General features: G+C 71.8%; 20 protein-coding genes and 1 tRNA gene. 8 read left to right on the forward strand and 13 right to left on the reverse strand.

Annotated features, from left to right (window positions below):
- Positions 1 to 38: 38 nt before the first annotated feature.
- The 3 genes from ACME2J_RS02625 to ACME2J_RS02635 are packed head-to-tail and all read left to right on the forward strand — an operon-like array spanning position 39 to position 2,225.
- Positions 39 to 905, forward strand: a complete 867-nt coding sequence (locus ACME2J_RS02625; RefSeq protein ID WP_495543312.1) for a helix-turn-helix transcriptional regulator — start codon at positions 39 to 41, stop codon at positions 903 to 905.
- 43 nt (positions 906 to 948) lie between these two features.
- The gene (locus tag ACME2J_RS02630; RefSeq protein ID WP_495543313.1) at positions 949 to 1,584 is read left to right on the forward strand and encodes a TetR/AcrR family transcriptional regulator; all 636 of its coding nucleotides are present in this window, start codon (positions 949 to 951) and stop codon (positions 1,582 to 1,584) included.
- Positions 1,585 to 1,586: 2 nt separating this feature from the next.
- Positions 1,587 to 2,225, forward strand: a complete 639-nt coding sequence (locus ACME2J_RS02635; protein ID WP_495543314.1) for a TetR/AcrR family transcriptional regulator — start codon at positions 1,587 to 1,589, stop codon at positions 2,223 to 2,225.
- A gap of 3 nt (positions 2,226 to 2,228) precedes the next feature.
- Here the strand turns inward: ACME2J_RS02635 and ACME2J_RS02640 are convergent, their stop codons facing one another.
- From ACME2J_RS02640 to rpmH, 13 genes are all read right to left on the reverse strand, one after another.
- Positions 2,229 to 3,086, reverse strand: a complete 858-nt coding sequence (locus ACME2J_RS02640; RefSeq protein WP_495543315.1) for a hypothetical protein — start codon at positions 3,084 to 3,086, stop codon at positions 2,229 to 2,231.
- Positions 3,087 to 3,185: 99 nt separating this feature from the next.
- Positions 3,186 to 4,286, reverse strand: a complete 1,101-nt coding sequence (locus ACME2J_RS02645) for a TIGR03857 family LLM class F420-dependent oxidoreductase (RefSeq protein ID WP_495543316.1) — start codon at positions 4,284 to 4,286, stop codon at positions 3,186 to 3,188.
- Between the two features lie 17 nt (positions 4,287 to 4,303).
- On the reverse strand, positions 4,304 to 5,326 hold the full coding sequence (locus tag ACME2J_RS02650; protein ID WP_495543317.1) for a DUF7064 domain-containing protein: 1,023 nt from the start codon (positions 5,324 to 5,326) through the stop codon (positions 4,304 to 4,306).
- A 94-nt stretch (positions 5,327 to 5,420) separates the two neighbouring features.
- Complete coding sequence (locus ACME2J_RS02655; RefSeq protein ID WP_495543318.1) at positions 5,421 to 6,623, reverse strand: oxidoreductase family protein; 1,203 nt, start codon at positions 6,621 to 6,623, stop codon at positions 5,421 to 5,423.
- Between the two features lie 112 nt (positions 6,624 to 6,735).
- Positions 6,736 to 6,809 (reverse strand) — tRNA-Ile (locus tag ACME2J_RS02660).
- 48 nt (positions 6,810 to 6,857) lie between these two features.
- Positions 6,858 to 7,757, reverse strand: coding sequence for a ParB/RepB/Spo0J family partition protein (locus ACME2J_RS02665; RefSeq protein WP_495543319.1), 900 nt, complete (start codon positions 7,755 to 7,757; stop codon positions 6,858 to 6,860).
- Positions 7,750 to 8,508, reverse strand: coding sequence for a ParA family protein (locus ACME2J_RS02670; RefSeq protein WP_495543320.1), 759 nt, complete (start codon positions 8,506 to 8,508; stop codon positions 7,750 to 7,752). The genes ACME2J_RS02665 and ACME2J_RS02670 overlap by 8 nt, the downstream gene beginning before the upstream one ends.
- Before the next feature lie 92 nt (positions 8,509 to 8,600).
- The gene (rsmG, locus tag ACME2J_RS02675; RefSeq protein WP_495543321.1) at positions 8,601 to 9,332 is read right to left on the reverse strand and encodes a 16S rRNA (guanine(527)-N(7))-methyltransferase RsmG; all 732 of its coding nucleotides are present in this window, start codon (positions 9,330 to 9,332) and stop codon (positions 8,601 to 8,603) included.
- 8 nt (positions 9,333 to 9,340) lie between these two features.
- A complete protein-coding gene (locus ACME2J_RS02680; protein ID WP_495543322.1) occupies positions 9,341 to 9,817 on the reverse strand; it encodes a Jag family protein in 477 nt (158 codons plus the stop codon).
- Positions 9,814 to 10,659, reverse strand: a complete 846-nt coding sequence (locus ACME2J_RS02685) for a YidC/Oxa1 family membrane protein insertase (protein ID WP_495543323.1) — start codon at positions 10,657 to 10,659, stop codon at positions 9,814 to 9,816. The genes ACME2J_RS02680 and ACME2J_RS02685 overlap by 4 nt, the downstream gene beginning before the upstream one ends.
- Positions 10,660 to 10,665: 6 nt before the next feature.
- Complete coding sequence (gene yidD, locus ACME2J_RS02690) at positions 10,666 to 10,956, reverse strand: membrane protein insertion efficiency factor YidD (protein ID WP_495543324.1); 291 nt, start codon at positions 10,954 to 10,956, stop codon at positions 10,666 to 10,668.
- Positions 10,953 to 11,375: a ribonuclease P protein component gene (rnpA, locus tag ACME2J_RS02695; protein ID WP_495543325.1), complete on the reverse strand. Its 423-nt coding sequence runs from the start codon at positions 11,373 to 11,375 to the stop codon at positions 10,953 to 10,955. Before rnpA ends, yidD begins: the two co-directional genes overlap by 4 nt.
- Before the next feature lie 2 nt (positions 11,376 to 11,377).
- Positions 11,378 to 11,512: a 50S ribosomal protein L34 gene (gene rpmH / locus ACME2J_RS02700; protein ID WP_495543326.1), complete on the reverse strand. Its 135-nt coding sequence runs from the start codon at positions 11,510 to 11,512 to the stop codon at positions 11,378 to 11,380.
- A gap of 279 nt (positions 11,513 to 11,791) precedes the next feature.
- On the opposite strand from rpmH, the gene dnaA reads away from it, so the two are divergent.
- From dnaA to gyrB, 5 genes are all read left to right on the forward strand, one after another.
- Positions 11,792 to 13,204 carry a chromosomal replication initiator protein DnaA gene (gene dnaA / locus ACME2J_RS02705; protein ID WP_495543327.1) on the forward strand — a complete coding sequence of 471 codons (1,413 nt, stop codon included), beginning with the start codon at positions 11,792 to 11,794 and terminating at the stop codon, positions 13,202 to 13,204.
- A gap of 124 nt (positions 13,205 to 13,328) precedes the next feature.
- The gene (gene dnaN / locus ACME2J_RS02710; RefSeq protein ID WP_495543328.1) at positions 13,329 to 14,447 is read left to right on the forward strand and encodes a DNA polymerase III subunit beta; all 1,119 of its coding nucleotides are present in this window, start codon (positions 13,329 to 13,331) and stop codon (positions 14,445 to 14,447) included.
- Positions 14,447 to 15,553: a DNA replication/repair protein RecF gene (recF, locus tag ACME2J_RS02715; protein WP_495543329.1), complete on the forward strand. Its 1,107-nt coding sequence runs from the start codon at positions 14,447 to 14,449 to the stop codon at positions 15,551 to 15,553. Before dnaN ends, recF begins: the two co-directional genes overlap by 1 nt.
- The gene (locus ACME2J_RS02720) at positions 15,550 to 15,924 is read left to right on the forward strand and encodes a DciA family protein (RefSeq protein WP_495543330.1); all 375 of its coding nucleotides are present in this window, start codon (positions 15,550 to 15,552) and stop codon (positions 15,922 to 15,924) included. Before recF ends, ACME2J_RS02720 begins: the two co-directional genes overlap by 4 nt.
- Positions 15,925 to 16,094: 170 nt before the next feature.
- Positions 16,095 to 18,503 carry a DNA topoisomerase (ATP-hydrolyzing) subunit B gene (gene gyrB / locus ACME2J_RS02725; protein ID WP_495543331.1) on the forward strand — a complete coding sequence of 803 codons (2,409 nt, stop codon included), beginning with the start codon at positions 16,095 to 16,097 and terminating at the stop codon, positions 18,501 to 18,503.
- Positions 18,504 to 18,511: the final 8 nt, after the last annotated feature.

Genomic DNA, 18,511 nt, shown 5'->3' on the forward strand with positions numbered 1-18,511 from the left:
CACGGACGCCTGCCTCCGCTGCGTGGCAGCATGGCGCCATGGACGGCGCTCCCCGTGACCCCGCGATCGAGGCGGCAGCCTTCTACCGTCGGCTGCGCGGCGCGGACGGCCCGGCCGAGCTGTTCGCCCTCGCCGCGCGCGAGGTGCGCGAGCTGGGCGGGTACGACCGCTGCGTCGTCCTCACCGTCACGCACGACGAGCTCACGACGCGCGGCTCCGTCCCGATCGCGCACGCCGAGAGCGAGGCGCTGCGACGCACGCTCCTCGCCTCACCCGTCCCCCTCGTGCCCGGGAGCCTCGAGAGCGAGCTCGTCCGGCGACCGGGGAGCGCGGCGCCGATGGCTGCGGACCGACAGAGCGCCGTCGCGGCGCACCTCGGGCTGGCGCACATCGCGGTGGCGGCCGTGACGCCGGAGGCCCGCGCGGTGGCGCTCGTCCTCGCGGAGCGCGCCGACCCCCCGGTGTCCGCGCAGGACGAGCTGCGACTCACGGCGCTCGGGCACGGCGTCGCCGCGGCCCTCGAGATCGTCGTCCTCAGGGTGCGGGCGACCGAGCTGCACGACGAGGTTCGCCAGGCGTCCCTCTCGATGCAAGCGCTGGCGCGTGAGGTGACGCACGGGCCGATCACGGTTCCGACGGAGTCGGGGCACGGTCCGAGCTTCCCGCGCGCCGTCTCCGCTCCAGGCATCGACGACGCCGTCACGTCGGGGCGCCTCACGGCCCGCGAGGCGAGCATCGCCGCGCTCATCGCGGAGGGTCGCTCCAACCGCGACATCGCGGCGGCCCTCGTCCTCTCCCCCGAGACCGTGAAGAGCCACGTCTCGAGCATCCTCCGGAAGCTCGGCGCGGCGAACCGCGCAGAGGCGGTCGCCCGGCTCGCATCGGCGCGGTCCGGCCGGTCGTGAGGCTCGCGGAGCGGACGGGGGCGCCCGTACACTTCGTCCGTCCATGGCGTCATCGCCGCCCACCCGCACCCGCCACGACGACCGCCGGCAGGAGATCGAGCGCGACCTCCTCGGCGCCGTCCAGCGTCTCGCCGCGCAGGGCGCCCCGTTCGGCTCGATCAGCGTCGAGCGCCTCGCCGGGGAGGCCGGGATCTCGCGCTCGACGTTCTACGCGTACTTCGACGACAAGACCGACGTCCTCACCGCGCTCGCGGGCGACGTCATGTCGGACCTGCTGCAGGCGGCGAACGCGTGGTGGGACCTCTCCCCGACCGTCACGCGGGTCGAGCTGGAGGAGACGCTGCGCAAGATCGTCGAGGCCTTCGTCCCCCACCAGGCGCTCATGCAGGCCGTCGTCGAGACCGCGACGAGCGACCCGCGCGTCCGTGCGCAGTACACCGCGCTCATCGACGGCGCGCGGGTGCGCTACGCCGACCACATCCGCGCCTGCCAGGCGAACGGGACGATGGACGGCGATCTCGATGCGTGGTCGATGTCCGGCTGGGTGTGCTGGATGACCGAGCGCGCGCTCGGGCGGCTCTTCGCCCCGGCGGGACCCCAGGAGCGCGAGCGTCTGCTCCGCGGCCTGACGGACATCCTCTGGAGCACGCTCTACCGGCCGGGCGGCGCTCGGCGATGACGGTGTCCGACGGCAGCCGCGCACCGAGCAAGCGCGCCCGGCGTCGCGAGGAGATCCGCGCCGAGCTCATGGAGATCGTCGAGCAGCTGCTCGAGGAGGGCGTCGAGTACGGCGACATCACGGTCGACACGCTCACCGCCGACGCATCGATCTCGCGCGCGAGCTTCTACGTCTACTTCGAGGACCGCAACGACCTCGTGCACGCCTCGTTCCTGCAGGTCGTCGACGCGCTGGGGGATGCCGCGCTGCGGTGGTGGGCGGACGACGACGTGGCCGTCACGCGCGAAGCCCTCGACGCGTCCCTCCTGGAGATCCTCCACGCGTACCGTCGGCACGCCCGCGTCATGGCGGTCGTGTTCGACGTCGCGGAGCACGACGCGTGGATCCGCTCGGAGGTCGACCGGTTCGTCGAGCGCGGGGTCCGCGCCCTGAGCGACCACATCCGCCGACAGCAGGAGCGGGGCTTCGCCGACCCGGACCTCCTGCCCGACGAGACCGCGCGCCTCCTGTTCGCGATGGGCGAGCGCGGGCAGCACCGCATGGCGCGCATCGCGGACGACGCGGAGGCCGACCGGCTCTACGCCGCCTACGCGACGTTCGTCTGGCGGACGCTCTACGCGTTCGCGCCGGCCCGCGCGTAGTCGTCACACCCCGGCGGGCACCCGGTCGTCGGGCGCCGTGGCGCGGAGTCCCGCCGGCGCAGACTCCACCGAGTCGGGAACGAGAGCCGACTCCCGCGGCGGCTGACCGGCGACGAGGACCCGGCCCAGCAGGGCGACGGTCGCCGTGATCCCGCCGGCGGCCGTGATCGCCCCGAGGTGGACGAGCGCCATGTTCGGGTCCTCGAACCCGTGGCGGATCGACAGGTAGACGATCCCCGATCCGAAGAGGTCGGCGGCGAACGTCATCGGGATGACCGCGACGAGCGCCAGGCGCTGAGCGCCCCGCAGCAGCGGGACGAGGCGGTAGATGACGATGCCGCCGACGACGGCGGACATCGCGTTCGTGAAGGCGAGGAAGACGGGGTATCCGGCGACGACGAAGGGCTGGCTGTCCTGGTACTCGTAGACGCCCAGGATCGAGACGTAGGTCATCTCGGCGGCGAGCGCCATCCCCACGATGGCTGCCCACATCGTCCACACGGTCCGCATCGACGGGCGCCGCGCGAGGATGCGGACGACGAGGATCGTCGCCCCGCCGTAGAAGGCCGCGTAGGCGGGCGGGACCCAGATCGGCTGGTTGCTGCCGAAAGTGGTGTAGAGGTGCCACTGCCCCTCCTCGAGGAACCACAGTCCGTAGAGGTGGTCGAAGAGCGGCTCCATGAGGCACGTGAGGGTGCCGCCGACGATGAGGACGGCCGGCCACCAGATCCGCTCGCGGCGCCAGAGGAGGGTCGCGTAGGCGACCGCCGCCGCCGCGAGCGCGAAGCTGAGGATCGTCGCGATGAGCTGACCGGTCTCGTCAACCGGGGAGTCGATGCCGAAGGTGTCGAGGGGAGCCACGGTTCTCCGTCGTCGGTGGACAGCGTGCCTAGACTAGATGTCCGGCGCCACCTTAGCCGTGCCGGCGCACGACGACAACCCAGGCTCACGCGGCAGCGGTCACCTGCCCGCGGTGGCGCGGGCACGCTCAGCCGACCACGCCTCCGCGACCCCCGCGTTCTGCCCGGGCGTCGAGCCGTACGTGGTCACCTCGTCCGCTCCCGCGTGGAGGAAGGCGCGCAGCTTCCGTGCGACGTCGGTCGCGGAGCCGAAGGCGCAGCTCGCCTCCATCCACTCGTCGGGCACGAGCCTCGCCGGCTCCATGAGCTCGACGCGGTGGAAGGCGAGGTCCGCCATCTCGGCCCGCCGGGCGAGGAGGGCGTGCTCGCGGATGCGCTCGGCCGTCGCCTGGTCCCAGCCGTTGGCCTTCACGAGCGAGTTGCCGTACTCGGGCGCCTGGAGGTAGGTGACCGCGCGCGCGTGCGCGAGCGCGCGCGTCTCGTCGTCGTCGAGGTCCGGGGCGGTGACGACGCACTGGCAGATGCGCAGGGAGGCCGGGTCGCGGTCGATGCGCTCGCAGGCCTCGCGCAGACGCCCGACCGCGGCGGCGGTCGCCTGCGGCGTGTACATCGGCGGGAGGAGGACGCCGTCGAAGCCCTTCGCGACGGCGGCCGCCGCCTTCGGGAGGGCGAAGGTGCCGTACCAGACGTCGGGCGCGGGACCCTCGTAGGTGTCGCCGAGCTTGATGGCGTCGTAGGTGCCGGCGGGCCCGTCGTAGGTGACCGACTCACCGCGCCAGAGCCGGCGGAGGATGTCGACGTAGTCGCAGAGGCCGTCGAACCCCGCGGTCTGCAGTCCCTCGTGACGGAGGTAGCTGTGGTCGCCGCGGCCGAGGGCGAGGGTGAAGCGCGGGCCGAACGCGCCGTGCATCGTCGCGCCGAACGCCGCCATGTGGAGCACGTGCCTGCGTGCGGGCGAGACCAGCCCCGTCGCGAGGCCGACCCGCTCGGTCCGGGCACCGACGCCGCCGAGGAGGACGGCGGCCTCCTTGAGGTTCCAGCGCTCGGAGAGGAACACGCGACGGAAGCCGAGGCGCTCCGCGTCGACGCCGTCCTCGATCCCCTGCGCCGGGGTGCGGACGGCGGTGTCGTTCGGCAGATCGTCGGGCAGGTGGGACCGGACGCGGCCGGCGATGAGGAAGGCGCTGAGGTCGTCGTGCATCGGCGGTCTCTCCTCGGTCAGGCGTCGAGCGTCGCGCGGACGAAGTCGGTCCACATCGCGCACTGCGAGTCGCCGTGGCCGATGCGGCCCTCGCACGCCCACCGTGCGAGCCCGATGCTCATGTGGACGTTCGACCACGTGTTCCACGGGCAGCGCGCGAGCAGCTCGCCCTCGACGTGGTACTCGCGCCCGTCGCTGTCGGTGATGTCGAGGACGTGGCCGCGCTGGCCGCCGCCGTCGTCCCAGGTCGTCGCGATGCGCGCGGAGGCGAGCGTCGTCAACTCGCCGTCCGCCCATACCCAGCCGCGGTTCATCGCGCCGGGCAGCGACTCGTCGGCGGCGAAGCGATCCGCCCACGGAGCCGTACGCGGATCCTCGACACCCGTCACGTGGATCGCGAAGTCGTCGCCGAACGTCACCGCGAGCCAGTGGATCGGCGGGAGCGCCACCGGGTCCTCGGTGCGCGCCTCGGCCCACGACCGGTCGCGCACCGTGTACCCGTCGACCGTATGAGTCCTCCCCGCGAGGGTCACCGTGCCGCTCGTGCGCATCGCCTGGTCGAAGTGCTTGCCCGACGGCAGCATCGCCGGCGGCATGATCGCGTCCAGCGTGACGTCGAACGCGTTGCCGCGACCGGGGTCCTCGTAGGTGAGCCGGACCTTCTCCAGCGGCTCGATCACCTCGTAGCGGTACCCGTTCGGCAGCGTGAGCGCATCGATGTCGCCGCCGTCCTCGGTGATCGGCGTGTCGGGAAGGAAGTCCCTCATGTCGAAGAGCTCCGCCTCGAGCTGCCGGGACTTGAACCCCTGCCAGCACCACGCCCCGCCGCTCATGAGGCCGAGGTTCGGATGGAGCCAGAGGTAGTCGAGGCAGTGGATGCCCGCCTCGGGGACGTTGAAGCCGATGAAGCACGTCTCCACGAGCGCCGGGCTCTCGACCTCGGCGTTCATCTCCCGATGGACCTTCTCGTCGGCCGGCACGGTCGTTCCGAACCCGTCGGAGACCTGCGCGTTCATGAAGTACGACGTGTTCTCCTCCACGGATCCGACGATACACACTCGTCGTACATCCCGTTCGTGTATCGAACACGACGTACGACGGCGCATCCGCGGGGACGCGGCGCGCGGCCTCCGCTCAGCTCCCGACGCCGTGATCGGCGAGCGCGTGCGAGGTCCGCTCGAGCACCTGCTCGCAGACGTCCTCGTCATGGGTCTTCGGCTGGATGGCGTTGCGCCCGTACACCGTCGCCCACGCGTGGAACGGATAGGTGAGGCCGGCGACGTAGAGGCGCTTCGCCTCCTCCAGCTCCGGGGGCTCTCCACCGGCCGCGGCCAGCCGCTCGAGGTAGTGCGCGAGGAGGTCGTCCTCCCAGGCGCGGCGGTCCTCCACGGTGAGGGCGGTCGACAGCAGATACCCGAGGTCGAACGCCCAGCAGCCCCGCATGACGACCTGCCAGTCGGTGAGTCCCATCCGTCCCGGGCCCCGTCGATAGGTCTGGCCGACGTGGCTGTCGCCGTGGAGCAGGGTGCGCGGCCCGGTGCCGAGCTCTCGCATCGCCCGTACGAACGGGTTCCACAGCCGGCCGGCGTCGTCGCGCACCGGAGCGGCGACGCGATCGACCGCGCGCGCGACGCCGACGAGCACCCGCTTGCGCATGTCGAGGAACGCCGAGACGTTGTGGAAGTGGTCGAGCGGCGACTTCAGCCAGCCGGTTCCGTCGCCGACGACGGCGGGGTGCTCCCACAGAGCTCCGTGATAGCTCGCCATCTCGTCGAGGAGGGACTCGGCGTCGCCACGCGTGATCGTGCTGTTCGCGTCCAGGAACGTGGCGCCGCGCGTCCTGGCGATGTCCTCGATGACGACGACGGACCGCCACGAGCGCGTGTCGACGGCTCCGTGGTAGCCGAGCGGCGTCTCGAGGTCGACGAGCGGCCGGAGCCGCGCGTAGAAGTTCGGCTCGCCCTCGATCACGCGGATGAGGCCGAGCATGATCCGCTGGCGGGCCCTCGTCGTGAGCTTCACGAAGAGATGCTCGGGGAGCTGTGCCGCGCGTCCGGCCTCGTCGTAGGTGATGGTGAGCGCCGCCCGTGACGTGGTCTGCGCGCGCGCGACCGTGGTGCCGACGTGCTCGACCCGCGCGCCGTCGGCGCAGAGCACGGCGGTCAGCCACTCGGGTGTGATGTCGCCGACAGCCGCCGGTACGTCCGTGGCCGCGCGGGCCGGGGAGGGCCGAGCGAGCTCCGCGGCGCGGCTGGCGGCCGTCAGGGCGATGCGTCCGGCCATCCGGCCGACGACGGCGCACCGCGCGGGCGGGCCCGACGAGGTCGACGTGTGCATCGCGCCACCCTATGCGAACGGACGTCGGATCTGGACGATGTGTCCAGGATCCTGACGATTTGGCTTCGCCCGGCCGAGAACGAGGAAGACCCCGCGTCGCGGGGCCTCGAGATGGGCGATGGTGGACTCGAACCACCGACCTCTTCCTTATCAGAGAAGCGCTCTAACCGACTGAGCTAATCGCCCTTCGACCGGGCAGTGTAGCGCCCGGCGGGAGGAGACCGCGCGGCGGGATCAGGCGCCGGAGCGGAGCCGCGTCGCGAGGGCGATCGCCTCGTCGAACGACCCGAACGTCAGTTCGATCTTGTAGCCGGTGCCGCGGGGCTTCACCGCGACGTCGCGGCCCAGGAGCGGGCCGAGCGCCTCCGCGATCTCGTCGGCGGCCGCGGCCTGGTCGGGGTGCAGGGCGGCGCGGCCCTTCGTCGCCTTGCGCTCCTTCGCGTTGGACTTGCGGCCCTGCTCCTCGGTGACGCGGACGGACCAGCCGCCCTCGGCGGCGGCGCGGGCGAGCCGGCGACGGTCCGCGTGGTCGTCGGCGAGGAGAAGGGCGCGGCCGTGGCCCTCGGAGAGCGCCCCGGACTCGAGGAGGTCGAGCGCCTCGTCGGGGAGGTCGAGGATGCGGAGCAGGTTCGAGACGGCGACGCGGCTGCGGCCGATGCGCTTCGCCACCGCCTCGCGGGTGAGCCCGAGCTCCTCGACGAGGCCGGCGACGGCTCGCGCCTCCTCGACGGGGTTGAGGTTCTCGCGGGCGACGTTCTCGATGAGAGCGTCCTCGAGCGTCGTCGCGTCGTCGCGGTCGCGGACGATCGCCGGCAGCGTCTCGAGGCCCGCGAGCTGCGCCGCGCGCCAGCGGCGCTCGCCGGCGACGAGCTCGTACCCGGGGCCATCGGGGGCCGGCCGGACGAGGACGGGCTGCAGGACGCCGCGCTCGCCGAGCGAGTCGGCGAGCGCCTGGAGCGCCGCCTCGTCGAAGCGCTTGCGGGGCTGCTTCGGGTTCGGGCGGACATCGGCGACCTTCAGCTCGCGCAGCTCGTCCTCGGTGGCGTCGCCCGCCTGCTCCTGGCCGGCGACGTCGTCCGCGGTCACCGAGAGGATCGCCGAGAGGCCCCGGCCCATCCCGCGTCGCTCAGCCACGGGCCGCGACCTCCTTCGCGAGCTCGAAGTACGCGTCGGCGCCGACGCAATGGGGGTCGTAGTGGGTGACGGGCACGCCGTAGCTCGGCGATTCGCTGATGCGGACGTTGCGCGGGATGACCGTGTCGAAGACGAGCGACGGGAAGTGCTCGCGGACCTCGCGCTCGACGTCGCGCGCGAGGCGCGTGCGGCCGTCGTGCATCGTGAGGATCATCCCCGCGATCGTGAGCTTGGGGTTGAGCTGCTGCTGGACGAGGGCGAGCGTCTCGAGGAGGCCGGCGAGGCCCTCGAGGGCGTAGTACTCGGTCTGGACGGGGACGATGACCCGGTCCGCGGCGACGAGGGCGTTCACCGTCAGGGGCCCGAGCGACGGAGGGCAGTCGAGGATCGTGTACGCGTACCGGTCGCGGACCGGGGCGAGAGCATCGCGGAGCGTGCGCTCCGAGCCCGCCTTGCGCGGCAGCTCGACGCCCGCCCCGGCGAGGTCCGGGCTCGCGGGAAGGACGTGGAGACGCTCGATCGAGGTGCCGACGATCGCCTGCTCCGCCGTCGCGTCGCCGGCGAGGACGTCGTAGACGTTCGGCTCGAGGTCCTTCGCGAGGCCGAGGCCGACCGTCGCGTTCGCCTGCGGGTCGATGTCGACGAGGAGGGTGTCGTACCCGGCCTCGGCGATGCAGGCGGAGACGTTGACCGCGGTCGTCGTCTTGCCGACGCCGCCCTTCTGGTTCGCGATCGCGTAGACGGTTCCCATCCGGCGACGGAGGGTAGAGCGACGGGCGGCGAGGCGGTCGCGCCGTTGCAGTCCTTTGTCCGCTCCGAGCGGAAATCTCCGCGAGGCTCGGGTCAGCGAGCGGCGGTGATCGGCCGCTTCCGCGCCATGCCCGGCCGGCGCGGGAAGCGCTCCGGGGTGGGGGACGTCTTCGCGTAGAGGTGGAGGTGCCGGGCCTCCGCCCCCGGCCACGGAGCGACGTGGACGACCCCGTGGGGAGTCATCCCCGTCGCCTCGGCCGACGCCGCGCCGTCGGCCTCCTCGCCCTCGTCGCGCCGGCCCTTCCAGGCGCAGAGGACGCCGCCCTCGTCGAGGAGAGGCGCCGCGTACTCGACGAGCGCGGTGAGCGGGGCCAGGGCCCGCGCGGTGACGAGGTCGTGTCGGCCGAGACCTTCCGGCCACTCCTCGGCTCGCGCATGGACAGCCCGGACGTTCGCGAGCCCCATCTCGGCCGCCACCCGATCGATGAACGAGCACTTCTTGCCCACGCTCTCGACGAGGGCGACCTCGGTCTCGGGAAGCGCGGCCGCGAGGACGAGCCCGGGGATCCCCGCGCCGGCGCCGAGGTCCGCGATCACCTGCGCGCGCCGCACCTCGCCCAGGTCGAGCGCGACGAGGCTGTCCGCGATGTGGCGATCGATCGCCTCATCCGGGTCGCGAACGGTCGTCGGCGCGGCCGGATCGCTCGCCAGCGCACCGAGCAGCCGGCGCAGCGCGTCGGCGGCGCCGTCGGGCAGCCCGTGCCGCTCGCAGAGGGCCTCGAGCCGGTCGGTCGTTCCACGTGAAACGTCCGCCCGAGGTTCCACGTGAAACGCTAGGAGTCGCGGAGGGGGGAGACGACGAGGTGCCGCTCGGGCTCCTGGCCCTCGCTGTGCGTCTCGACGTCCCCGCGCTCGGCCAGATGCCTGTGCACGAGCTTGCGCTCGCTCGCGGTCATCGCGTCGAGAGCGACGTCCCGATCGTTGCGCAGCGCCTCGTCAGCAGCCTCGTCGGCCTGACGCTCGAGCGCCTCTTGGCGCCGAGCGCGGTACCCGGCGGCGTCGATGACGACCTGTCGGGGCGCATCCTCGATGGCCGCGATCACCCGGTGCGCGAGGTGCTGCACCGCGTCGATGGTCTGGCCGTGGCGCCCGATGAAGAGCCCGAGCTCCTCGCCGTCCAGGACGCCGAGAACGGTCTCGCCGTCGTCGTCCACCGAGACCGTCACCTCGGCGTCGAGCCCGAGGGCCTCGACGAGCTCGGCGAGCAGCTCCTCGACCGCGGTCAGCGACCGCTCGTCCGGGGCGCTCATCGGCGCCTCCCCGAGCGCTTCTTCTTCTTGCGCGGCGGTGGTGGCGGCGCGGTCGTGCCGCCGCCGGCCCCGGCCACCGCCGCCTTGGCGGGCTTGCCCACCTTGCCGGAGGCGATCTCCGCCTTCACCTTGTCCATCTCCTCCTTCATGTTCGGAGGAGGACCGAGCGTCTTCCGCACGACGAACTGCTGGCCGATCGTCCACACGTTCGTCGTGATCCAGTAGACGATGAGGCCGGCGGGGAAGTTGATGATGAAGATGACGAAGACGAACGGCAGCGCCAGGAGGATGAGGCGCTGGTTGCGGTCCGCCGACACCGACATGAGGAGGCTCGAGGCGAGCTGCGAGCCGATGTACATGACGATGAGCGCGACCAGCGTCCCGCCCGTCGCCGTGTCCGTGATGTCGCTGATGAAGAGGAACTCCGACGCGGGGCTCGCGCCGCAGGGCTCCTCCGACTGGCCGCAGATCTCGAACCGCAGGTCGTCCTGCAGCATGTAGAAGAGCGCGAGGAAGACCGGCAGCTGGAGGATGATCGGAAGACACGAGGCGAACGGATTCACCTTGTTCTCCGAGTAGAACTTCATCATCTCCTGGTTGAGGCGCTGCTTGTCGTCCTTGTAGCGCTCCTGGAGACGCTTGATCTCCGGGGCGAGCACCTGGAGAGCCCGCATCGACTTGAACTGCTTGATCGTCAGCGGGAGCATCAGCGCCCGGACGACGATCGTCAGCGCGACGATCGCCATGCCCCAGCCCAGCCCCACGGTGTCGTGGAAGAAGACGAGCACCGCCTCGAAGACGTCGATGAGCGGCTGGAAGATGTTCGCCAAGGGAAGGGGCATCAGGACTCAGCTCGGGGTCTCGGGCGGGCTCGCCTCACGCGACCGGAACACCCTCTGCGCCGAGACGGGGTCGTATCCGCCGTGGCTCCAGGGGTTGCAGCGCAGCACTCGCCAGCCCGCGAGGACGAGGCCCCGCAGTATGCCGTACCGCTGGATCGCCTGCGCGGCGTAGGCCGAGCACGTCGGCTCGTACTTGCACCGCCGTGGGAGGGCCGGCGAGATGAACCGCTGGTACGCCGTGATCGGCGCGACCGCGATGCGGCGCAGCAGCGACGATCTGCTCGCCGGCTGCGTCATCTCCGGGCGGGGGGAGCCGCCGCCTTGTCGATGAGCTCGCCGAGCTCCCGACGCACGCCCTCGAGCCCCTCGCGCTCCGCGAGCTCCTTCGCCTCGGGACGCGCGACGACGACGACGTCCTGCCCTGCGGGGAGGCGCGTCGACTCGGTTGCGAACGCCTCGCGCACGAGCCGCTTCACGAGGTTGCGGTCGACGGCGCCGCCGACCTTCCGCGACACCGAGAGGCCCAGGCGCGGCCCCTCCTCGAGCGTCGCCTGCGGATCTCCCGCGCTCGAGGCCGCTGCCTCACGCGGGAACGTGTAGAGCACGAGGAAGCGGCCGCCGTGTGAGCGGCCGCTCCGGAAGACACGGTCGAACTCGGCCGACCTGGACAGCCGGCCCTTCTTCGGGCGACGACCGGGTCGGCGCGGGTCCGTCACCGTCAGACGGTGAGGCGCTTGCGGCCCTTCGCGCGGCGACGCTTCAGCGTCAGCCGGCCGGCGCGGGTGCTCATCCGCTCCCGAAAGCCGTGGGTCCGTGCGCGCTTGCGCTTCTTGGGCTGGTAAGTCCGCTTCATGGCTCGTCCCGAAGGTCGACGACGGGCTCGGCATGGTAGCGCGCGGCGCGTTCCGCAGCGCTCTGCACAGGGCCGTGCACACTTCGATCACAGGCTGTTCACGGATTTCGCCGCGTTTTGCGGGGTCCCTCCAAGACCGCCCCTCGCAGCCCCGGATCGGGCCGGATGGCCTCTGGTAAGGTCGCCACCTCGCCGGGACGGAGACCCCACTGCGGACGGTCCGGCGCCTCCTCTCCACACTGTGTCGCGCCCGTTCCAGGACGGTCGCTCGCCCCTGCCTTGTCGCACGATCTCGACGCCATCTGGAACCGCCTCCGCCACGAGCTCCGGCTCGCGGTTCCCGAGAGCACGTTCGAGATCTGGCTCGCCCCGCTCGAGCCCGTGAGCTTCGACGGCCGGGAGCTCGTCCTCGCCGTCCCCGCGGCCCTGCGGTCGATCGTCATGCAGCGCTTCGGCCGAGTGCTCGACGCGACCGTCGCCGCCGTCCTCGATCCGTCCGTCACCCTCTCCGTCGTCACCGCCGACAACGCCGCCGACGGCGCCCGGCGTCGCACGCTGGCCCGCGACCGCGCGGCGGTCACCGCGACGCGGACCGGACCCTCCGCCTTCCCCGCCCACCCTCGCCGGCCCACCGAGGACGAGGGGCCCACCCTCAACCCCAAGCTCTGCTTCGAGCAGTTCGTCATCGGCGACGCGAACCGGCTCGCGCACGCAGCCGCGCTCGCCGTCGCCGAGAATCCGGGACAGGCCTACAACCCGCTCTTCATCTACGGCCCTCCGGGTGTGGGGAAGTCGCATCTCCTCCACGCGATCGGCAACTACGTCTCGCGCTACGGCGCCGGCCTCACGGTCCGCTGCACGACGGCCGAGCGCTTCACGAACGCCTTCCTCGCCGCGCTCCACGGCGGGGACATCGAGCGCTTCAAGAGCGCGCATCGCGATGCCGACGTCCTCCTCATCGACGACGTCCAGTTCCTCGAGTCCAAGGCGAAGACCGAGGAGGAGTTCTTCCACACCTTCAACGCGCTCTACGACACCGGCAGCCAGCTCGTCCTCACGAGCGACCGGACCCCCCGCGACCTCGACGCGCTCCACGACCGCCTCCGCGAGCGGTTCGAGTCCGGCCTCGTCACCGACGTGCAGAGCCCGGATCGCGCCACCCGGATCGCCGTCCTGCGCAAGCGGGTCCACCACGACGGCGTCGAGCTCGGCGAGCCCGAAGCGCTGGACGCGATCGCCGACCGCGTCACCACGAACGTCCGCGCCCTCGAAGGCGCCCTCATCCGCGTCGTCGCCTTCGCGTCGCTGCAGACCCTCCCGATCACCGCCGACCTCGCGGAGACGGTCCTCGACACCCTCTACCCGCGCGAGCGCCGCGCGAAGGTCCCCGATGTCGCTCGCGTCCAGGATCTCGTCTGCGAGGCCTTCGGCCTCTCCCGGGAGGAGCTGCTCGGCGACGGTCGCTCGGCCCGCGTCTCCTGGCCCCGCCAGCTCGCCATGTACCTCGCGCGCGAGCACACGGGGGAGACCCTTCCCGCGATCGGCCGCGCGTTCGGGGGCAAGAACCACACGACCGTCCTCTACGCCGTGCGGCGCACCGGCGAGCGCATGAAGGACGATCCCGAGGCCCACGACACCGTCGCCGACCTCACCCGCCGCCTCACGTGCGGTGATGACGACCGGGACGACTGACAGACTTCGCACGCCACGCGTGCTCCGCTGTCACATGCGTCGCCCGCAGTTTGCGGCCTCTGGAGCGAGTTCTCCACCTCTCCACAGGCCTGATGACTCCGATCATTGATACGAGGTCCTCATCGTGAAGGTCACGACCACCAGCCGCGAGCTTCTCGCTCAGCTCCAGACCGCCTCCCGGGTCGCGTCCACGCGCAGCGCGATCCAGGCGCTCTCCGGGGTCCAGCTCGCCGCGTCCGGTGACGCCGCCGAGCTCCGCGCGACCGACATGGAGGTCTCTCTCCGCGTCCCGCTCCAGGCGACGATCGAGCGCGAAGGCACGGTCGTCCTCCCCGCGCGGCTCCTCCTCGACGTCGCGCGTCAGCTCCCGGACGGGACGGTGACCCTCGAGCTCCGCTCCGCCGAGCAGGACGTCGAGGTCGTCTGCGGCACCGCGAAGTTCCACATCCGCACCCTCCGCGGGGAGGACTTCCCGCCGCTTCCCGAGCGCGCGTCCGCTCCGGGCGACCGCGTCGTCGAGATGCCGGCCGCGGCGTTCGTCGAGACGATCGGCAAGGTCGCCCGCTCCGCGTCCCGGGACGAGACCCGACCGATCCTCACCGGCATCCTCGTCTCGGCGTCGGGTCCCGAGCTGCGGATGGTCGCGACCGACTCCTACCGGCTGAGCGTCAAGGAGACGACCCTCGAGACCCCGGTCAGCGAGGGGTTCGAGGCGAACGTGCCGGCGCGGGCGCTGCAGGAGCTCGAGCGGATCGTCCAGTCCGCGGAGGCCGAGGCGATCAAGATCGGCCTGCGCGAGAACCAGGTGGTCTTCGAGGTGGGCCCGGTCGTCCTCACCTCGCGGCTCATCGAGGGGCAGTTCCCGAACTACCAGCAGCTCCTGCCGGACGCCTACGAGCACGAGCTGCGGATCGCCGGCGAGGAGCTCACCGGGGTGGTGCGGCGCATCAGCCTCATGGCGCAGAAGAACGCGCCGCTGCGACTCTCGTTCGCCGAGGGCGAGCTGACGATCTCGGCGCAGACCCCGGATGTCGGCGAGGCGAGCGAGCCGCTCCCCGTCCCGTTCTCGGGGGAGCCGTTCGAGATCGGCTTCAACCCCGAGTTCCTCCGCGACGGCCTCGAGAGCGTCGAGTCCGACGACGTCATCCTCAAGCTCATCAGCCCGCTCCGCCCGGGGCTCCTCGAGGCCGGAGACGGGAGCGGGTTCCTCTACCTGATCATGCCGATCCGCCTCAACGTGTAGTGCGCGTCACCTGCCTGCGCCTGAAGGGCTTCCGCACGTACGCGGCGGTCGAGGTGCGGCTCGGGCCGGGGCTGACGGTCGTCCACGGCCGCAACGGCGTCGGGAAGACGAACCTCGTCGAAGGGCTCTACTTCGGGTGCACGGGGCGGTCGTGCCGCACGTCGAACGAGCGGGAGTGCGTGCGGTTCGACGGCAAGACGGCCCGGGTGGAGGTCGACGGCGTCGACGAGCGCGGCGACGTGCACGAGCTCTCCGTCGGGTTCCAGCCCGGCGAGGCGAAGCGCTTCCGGGTCGACGGCGCGGAGGTCGAGCGGCTCGCGGACCATCCCGCGCGCCCGCTCGTGAGCGTGTTCCTCCCCGATCGCCTCGAGCTCGTGAAAGGTCCTCCGGCGCTGCGACGCGGCCACCTCGACCAGTTCGTGACGGGTCTCTGGCCGTCGCGGGCGGGCACCCGCAGGGCCTACAGGCAGGCGCTCGCGCAGCGCAACGCCCTGCTCGGGCGGATCCGGGCCGGCCACGCCCGCAGCGAGGCCGTCGCGCCGTGGGACGTCGAGCTCGCTCGCCACGCGCTCGCGCTGCGCGACGACCGCGCCACTGCGGTCGAGCTCGTCGCCGAGGGCTTCGCGCGAACCGCGACCGAGCTCGGTCTCGGGGGGACGCCCGAGCTGCGCTATCGCCCACGGACGCGGGCGCAGACGCCGGACGAGCTCGTTGCGGAGCTCGCCGAGCGCCTCGACGGGGACCTCGAGCGCGGCTTCACGGGCCACGGGCCGCACCGCGACGACCTCGGCCTCCTGCGGGACGGCCGCGAGCTGAAGACCTACGGCTCCCAGGGCGAGCAGCGCCTCGCGCTCCTGGCCCTCCTCCTCGCCGAGCGCGACGCCCTCCGTGAGCAGCGCGGCTCGTCGCCGCTCATGCTCCTCGACGACGTCATGAGCGAGCTGGACGCCGATCGCCGCGGCCTCCTCGTCGAGCGGCTCCGCGACCACGGCCAGTCTGTCGTGACGACGACGGACCTCGCGCACGTCCCGGGGGCCGAGCGCGGGGACGTCGTCCGCATCGCGGTGACCGAGGCGGGAGTCCTCCAGGAGGCGCAGGCGGCATGACCGGCCGCGCGGGCCGGGACCCGGCGCGGGGCATGCGCCGGCAGCGCGACCGTCCCCGCGGACTGCGCCGCGCGGGCGGCGTCATCGGGTCGTTCGCCGACGCCCTGGCGCCCCAGACGCTCCTCGCAGACGTCCAGCGCGTGTGGCCGTCGGCCGTCGGAGCGGTCGTCGCGGCGGAGGCCGAGCCGACCGCCGCGGCCGGCGGCACGGTGACCGTGACCTGCCGTTCGAGCACGTGGGCCGACGAGCTGTCGCTGATGGCGCCCGAGCTCGTCGAGCGCCTCAACGCGGCCCTCGGCGAGCCGCTCGTCACCGAGTTGCGCTGCCAGGCGACGCCCGCGTCGCGGTGGGCCCGGGACGGACGCCGCTGACCCGCCGCACAGCTGTCGCGATATCCCTGCATTTGCAGGCATTTCGGCCCGGCTCCGGGGGCGGATCCAGCCCCCTCCTGTGGTAGACTTCTGTCAACCAGCGCCCAATGCCCCGGCCCGGTGTCGGCTGACGCGGGGACCGGGGTTTTTCACGTCCTCACCGGAGGGACATGTCGGAGAGCACCAGCAAGGGGCCGTCGAGCTACGACGCCCAGGACATCACCGTTCTCGAAGGCCTCGAGGCCGTTCGCAAGCGGCCCGGCATGTACATCGGCTCGACCGGCGTCCGCGGGTTGCACCACCTCGTCTACGAGGTCGTCGACAACTCGGTCGACGAGGCCCTCGCCGGGCATGCGACGACCGTCGACGTGACGATCCACCCGGACGGCCGCCTCACGTGCCGCGACGACGGCCGCGGGATCCCCGTCGGGATCATGGAGAAGGAGCAGAAGCCGGCCGTCGAGGTGGTCCTCACGGTCCTTCACGCGGGCGGCAAGTTCGGCGACGGCGGCGGCTACAAGGTCTCGGGCGGCCTGCACGGCGTCGGCGTCTCCGTCGTCAACGCCCTCTCCGAGCAGCTCGACATCGAGGTCCGGCGCGACGGCTTCGTCCACACGCAGAGCTACGCCCGCGGCGTCCCGCAGGGGGCCCTCGAGAAGGGCGAGGCGACGAAGGAGCACGGGACGACGATCTCGTTCCTCCCCGACACCGACATCTTCGAGACGACCCACTTCGACTTCCAGACGCTCGAGCAGCGCCTCCGCGAGACGGCGTTCCTCACGCGTGGCCTCAAGATCACCCTGACCGACGAGCGCGGCGAGGGCCACCGCGCGGAGTTCCAGTACGAGGGCGGGATCGAGGACTTCGTCAAGCACCTCAACGCGTCGAAGGAGTCCCTCGGGAAGAAGGTCATCTTCTTCGAGGGCGAGAGCGAGGAGGGCCACGTCGAGATCGCGATGCAGTGGAACTCCAGCTACCAGGAGTCCGTCTTCAGCTTCGCGAACAACATCAACACGCACGAGGGCGGCAGCCACATGTCCGGCTTCCGCTCCGCGCTCACCCGGACACTCAACCGGTACGCCCGCGAGAAGGGCGAGCTGAAGGAGAAGGACGACAACCTCTCCGGCGAGGACGTCCGGGAGGGTCTCACCGCGGTCATCTCGGCGAAGCTCTCCGACCCGCAGTTCGAGGGCCAGACGAAGACGAAGCTCGGCAACCCCGGGATGGAGGGCTTCGTCGCCTCCGTCGTCAACGCGAAGCTCGCCGAGTTCCTCGAGGAGAACCCCCAGGAGGCCCGGCAGGTCATCCGCAAGGCCGTCCAGGCCGCACAGGCGCGCACCGCGGCGCGGAAGGCGCGCGACCTCACGCGCCGCAAGAGCGCGCTCGAGAACTCCCGCCTCCCGGGCAAGCTCGCCGACTGCTCGGTGAAGGACCCCTCGCTCGCCGAGATCTTCATCGTCGAGGGCGACTCCGCGGGTGGCTCCGCGAAGCAGGGTCGGGACCGGAACACCCAGGCGGTCCTGCCGCTCCGCGGCAAGATCCTCAACGTCGAGAAGGCGCGGATCGACAAGGTCCTCCAGAACAACGAGGTCCAGGCGCTCATCACCGCGATCGGGACGGGGGTGCGCGACGAGTTCAACCTCGAGAGCGCCCGGTACCACAAGGTCGTCCTCATGACCGACGCGGACGTCGACGGCGCGCACATCCGGACGCTCGTCCTCACGCTCCTCTTCCGCGAGATGCCCGACCTCATCGACGCCGGCTACGTCTACATCGCGAAGCCGCCGCTCTACAAGATCAAGCAGGGTCAGAACGAGCGGTACATCGAGAAGGAGTCGGAGCTCGAGGAGGTCCTCCTCTCCGACAAGTTCGACAAGATCGCCGTCGTCGACCGCGCCGGGGAGCCGTTCAAGCTCACCGAGACCCGCTGGCAGCGCTACACGAAGCTGCTGCGCCAGTTCGAGGGCTGGGGCTCCACCCTGCGCGCGGTCCACGGCACGCCGCTCGTGCGCTTCCTCCAGGAGGCGGGCGTCCTGTCCGCGAAGATCGCGACGGCCGACGACGCCCACGCGCTCTTCGCCGGCGACGGCGACGCCAACGACGCGGTGACGGTCGAGCTCGTCGACCAGGACGGCGACCTCCTCACCGTGCGCGGGATCGAGAAGAAGACGGGCCTCGCCCAGACGCACCGCGTCCGCCGGTCGCTCTTCGACTCCCCCGAGTACCGCAGCTTCGTCCGCGTCCACTCCGAGCTCGTCGAGCTCGCCGGCTACCCGACGTTCACCGTGACGCTCGGGGACCGCACCGAGGAGGCGACGACCTTCGAGATGCTCCGCCCGGCGGTGCTCTCGGTCGCGCAGCGCGGAGTGTCGCTCAGCCGCTTCAAGGGCCTCGGCGAGATGAACGCCGAGCAGCTCCGCACGACGACGATGGACCCGACGACGCGCACCCTCGCGCAGGTGACGATCGAGGACGCCGCGGCGGCCGACGAGGTCTTCTCCCAGCTCATGGGCGACGCCGTCGAGCACCGCAAGCAGTTCATCGAGGAGAACGCCCTCGCGGCGACGGTCGATGTCTGATCGCGCGC

The organism is Paraconexibacter sp. (assembly GCF_059438195.1).

What these genes read in the sequence shown, in the direction of transcription:
- ACME2J_RS02625 (WP_495543312.1), top strand. Translation starts at nt 39, where the DNA reads ATGGACGGCGCTCCCCGTGACCCCGCGATCGAGGCGGCAGCCTTCTAC.
- ACME2J_RS02630 (WP_495543313.1), top strand. Translation starts at nt 949, where the DNA reads ATGGCGTCATCGCCGCCCACCCGCACCCGCCACGACGACCGCCGGCAG.
- ACME2J_RS02645 (WP_495543316.1), bottom strand. Translation starts at nt 4,286, where the DNA reads ATGCACGACGACCTCAGCGCCTTCCTCATCGCCGGCCGCGTCCGGTCC.
- ACME2J_RS02655 (WP_495543318.1), bottom strand. Translation starts at nt 6,623, where the DNA reads ATGCACACGTCGACCTCGTCGGGCCCGCCCGCGCGGTGCGCCGTCGTC.
- ACME2J_RS02670 (WP_495543320.1), bottom strand. Translation starts at nt 8,508, where the DNA reads ATGGGAACCGTCTACGCGATCGCGAACCAGAAGGGCGGCGTCGGCAAG.
- ACME2J_RS02680 (WP_495543322.1), bottom strand. Translation starts at nt 9,817, where the DNA reads ATGAGCGCCCCGGACGAGCGGTCGCTGACCGCGGTCGAGGAGCTGCTC.
- ACME2J_RS02685 (WP_495543323.1), bottom strand. Translation starts at nt 10,659, where the DNA reads ATGCCCCTTCCCTTGGCGAACATCTTCCAGCCGCTCATCGACGTCTTC.
- yidD (WP_495543324.1), bottom strand. Translation starts at nt 10,956, where the DNA reads ATGACGCAGCCGGCGAGCAGATCGTCGCTGCTGCGCCGCATCGCGGTC.
- rpmH (WP_495543326.1), bottom strand. Translation starts at nt 11,512, where the DNA reads ATGAAGCGGACTTACCAGCCCAAGAAGCGCAAGCGCGCACGGACCCAC.
- ACME2J_RS02720 (WP_495543330.1), top strand. Translation starts at nt 15,550, where the DNA reads ATGACCGGCCGCGCGGGCCGGGACCCGGCGCGGGGCATGCGCCGGCAG.
- gyrB (WP_495543331.1), top strand. Translation starts at nt 16,095, where the DNA reads ATGTCGGAGAGCACCAGCAAGGGGCCGTCGAGCTACGACGCCCAGGAC.